The following is a 2,764-nucleotide window of genomic DNA, read 5'->3' as shown; positions in this document are numbered from 1 at the left end:
CCCCGAGTGATCTCTCTCCTCGGTGCTCTGGTGTGGTCCTGGTCCCTCCGGCCCGCGGGCGCCCCCGCCCCTGCCCCTCCCCTCCCGCCCCCCCCCCCCCCCCCCGGGCCGGCCGGCCCCTTCTGGTCGTCCATCTCAGCAGAGAAGACGACCCCAAGGGGCAGACCGACCGGACCAGCGACTCCCGCCCGCACGTCGCCGAGGGGACTCCTTCGGCGCGTGCGGGTTTCGTCGTGAGCAAGGCCGTCGGCCCGGCGGTCGTTCGCAACCTGGTCAAGCGCCGGTTGCGGCACCTCGTTCGTGATCGTCTCTCCAGGCTGCCCGCCGGTAGCCTGATAGTGGTGCGTGCGCTGCCCCAGGCCGCGACCGCCTCGTACCAGGACCTCGAACGTGACCTGGACGCGGCGCTGAAACGGTTGCTGAAGGTGGAGCCCGCCACGACGGCGCCGACGGGAGCAGGACGATGAAGTTCCTGCTGATGGGTTTGATCAGGGTCTACCAGTGGACCATCAGCCCACTGCTCGGTCCGGTCTGCCGTTACTACCCCTCCTGCTCGCACTACGGCTACGAGGCCGTGAAGGTGCACGGGGCGGTCAAGGGCGGCGGACTGACCGTGTGGCGCATCCTGCGCTGCAATCCGTGGACGCCCGGCGGGGTCGATCACGTTCCGCCGCGCAAGCATCCGGTGTGGCACCGGCGGCTGCGAGACTGGCTGAGCAGCCGGTCCGCCACCGGACAGCCGGTGACCACGACCCCCGCCGGTCCGGACCCCGAGGGCCCGGCGACCATTGGCCCCGAGGGGCCAATCCACATGTCCAAGGAGCCTGACCGGTGACCTTCTCCTTCCTGAATCCCCTGTACACAGCGGTGTCCTGGATCATCGTCCAGTTCCACTCGCTGTACAGCAACATCTTCGACCCGGACGGTGGCTGGGCCTGGGGTCTGGCCATCGCCTCGATGGTGGTCGTCATCCGGATCTGCCTGATCCCGCTCTTCGTGAAGCAGATCAAGGCGACCCGGGCCATGCAGGCGATCCAGCCGAAGATGAAGGCCATCCAGGAGCGCTACAAGAACGACAAGCAGCGCCAGTCCGAAGAGATGATGAAGCTGTACAAGGAGGCGGGTACCAACCCGTTCTCCAGCTGCCTTCCCATCATCGTGCAGGCGCCGTTCTTCACCGCCCTCTACGGCGTGCTCGCCAAGGTCGCCAAGAGCGAGCAGATCGGCGTCATCCACGGCGACCTGCTGCTGAGCGCCGGCAAGGCGCACATCTTCGGTGCCCCGCTCTCGGCGACCTTCGTCAGCAGCCACGAGACCAGCGTCAAGATCGTCACCGCGGTGATGATCATCATGATGTCGCTCTCGCAGTTCATCACCCAGCGCCAGCTGATGACCAAGAACGTCGACCTCACGGTCAAGACGCCGTTCATGCAGCAGCAGAAGATGCTGATGTACGTCTTCCCGGTGATGTTCGCCGTGATGGGCATCAACTTCCCCGTCGGTGTCCTGGTCTACTGGCTGACCACCAACGTCTGGTCGATGGGCCAGCAGCTGATCGTCATCCACAACAACCCGACCCCGGGCAGCAAGGCGTGGGACGAGCGGCAGGTCCGGCTGAAGAAGGCCGGCCGGCTGAACCCGGACGGTTCGGAGATCAAGGGCGCGCTCTGGGGCCTGCTGCCCCCGTCCAAGTCGACCCTCGACGCCGCCTCGGCGGCGGCCGCCGTGGTCGAGGAGTCGGCGCAGGCACGCCGCCAGCAGCCCCGCAAGCAGACCAAGGCGCAGCGCCAGCAGGGCGGTGCTCAGCACACCGCCGACCTGACCAAGGACACCGAGGCCCCGGCCGAGGAGCCCGCCGAGGAGCCCGCCGACACCGTCCCGGCCGACTCCGGCGCCAAGCCGGCGGCCGCCCAGCAGGGCCCGGCCAAGCCCGGCGCGGCCAAGCCGGGCACCGGTCGGCAGCAGCCCAAGCGTGGCGGCCAGCGGCCGAAGAAGAAGTCCTGACCGGCCCTGGATCCGTTGTGACAGCGCGCAGAGCTTCGTTCCCGGCCCACCAATCTGGGCCCATCTCCGAAGGAGTCCATCAGTGACGGAAGGCACCACCTCCGCCGTCGAGGCCGAGGCCGCCGCCAGCACCGACGAGAACGTCATCGCCCGACTGGAGCAGGAGGGCGACATCGCGGCGGACTACCTGGAGGGTCTGCTCGACATCGCCGACCTCGACGGTGACATCGACATGGACGTCGAGGGCGACCGCGCCCTGGTCTCCATCGTCGGTGAGGGCAACGACCGCGCGCTGCAGCGCCTGGTCGGCCAGGACGGCGAGGTGCTGGAGGCGCTGCAGGAGCTGACCCGGTTGGCTGTCCACCGGGAGACCGGGGAGCGCAGCCGCCTCATGCTGGACATTGCCGGCTTCCGGGCCCGCAAGCGCTCCGAGCTGGCCGCGCTCGGTGCCGAGGCCGCCGAGCAGGCGAAGAGCAGTGGCGAGCAGGTCAAGCTGCGGCCGATGACGCCCTTCGAGCGCAAGGTCGTCCACGACGCGGTCGCGGCCGCCGGTCTGCGCAGCGAGTCGGAGGGCGAGGAGCCCGAGCGGTGCGTGGTCGTGCTGCCGGTCTGAGGCCGGCGGTACGACGACCGGGCGCCCCCGCGGGCCGGGGGGGTGGCCCGCCCCGCCCCCCGCCCCCCCCGGCCGCCCCGCCGGCCGCGGGGGGCGGCGCGCCCCCCGCCCCCCCCGGCCGCCCCGCCGGCCGCGGGGGGCGGCGGG

The 2,764-nt window shown here is 70.5% G+C and carries 3 protein-coding genes and 1 pseudogene; all 4 read left to right on the top strand.

Going from position 1 to position 2,764, the window contains the following annotated elements:
* Positions 1-104: 104 nt before the first annotated feature.
* Positions 105-436, top strand: a pseudogene (gene rnpA, locus ACFV6I_RS33230) (ribonuclease P protein component); the annotation flags it as partial.
* Positions 437-463: 27 nt separating this feature from the next.
* Positions 464-835: a membrane protein insertion efficiency factor YidD gene (yidD, locus tag ACFV6I_RS33225; protein ID WP_063348465.1), complete on the top strand. Its 372-nt coding sequence runs from the start codon at positions 464-466 to the stop codon at positions 833-835.
* Positions 832-2,004, top strand: a complete 1,173-nt coding sequence (gene yidC / locus ACFV6I_RS33220) for a membrane protein insertase YidC (protein WP_363368224.1) — start codon at positions 832-834, stop codon at positions 2,002-2,004. The genes yidD and yidC overlap by 4 nt, the downstream gene beginning before the upstream one ends.
* 82 nt (positions 2,005-2,086) lie before the next feature.
* Positions 2,087-2,617 carry a R3H domain-containing nucleic acid-binding protein gene (locus ACFV6I_RS33215; protein WP_063348467.1) on the top strand — a complete coding sequence of 177 codons (531 nt, stop codon included), beginning with the start codon at positions 2,087-2,089 and terminating at the stop codon, positions 2,615-2,617.
* Positions 2,618-2,764 lie beyond the last annotated feature (147 nt).

This window comes from Kitasatospora sp. NPDC059803 (genome assembly GCF_042732255.1).
GTDB lineage: Bacteria > Actinomycetota > Actinomycetes > Streptomycetales > Streptomycetaceae > Kitasatospora.
This window is presented reverse-complemented; position numbering and strand designations above follow the sequence as displayed.

Coding starts and splice junctions, on each gene's coding strand:
- yidD (WP_063348465.1), top strand. CDS start 464: ATGAAGTTCCTGCTGATGGGTTTGATCAGGGTCTACCAGTGGACCATC.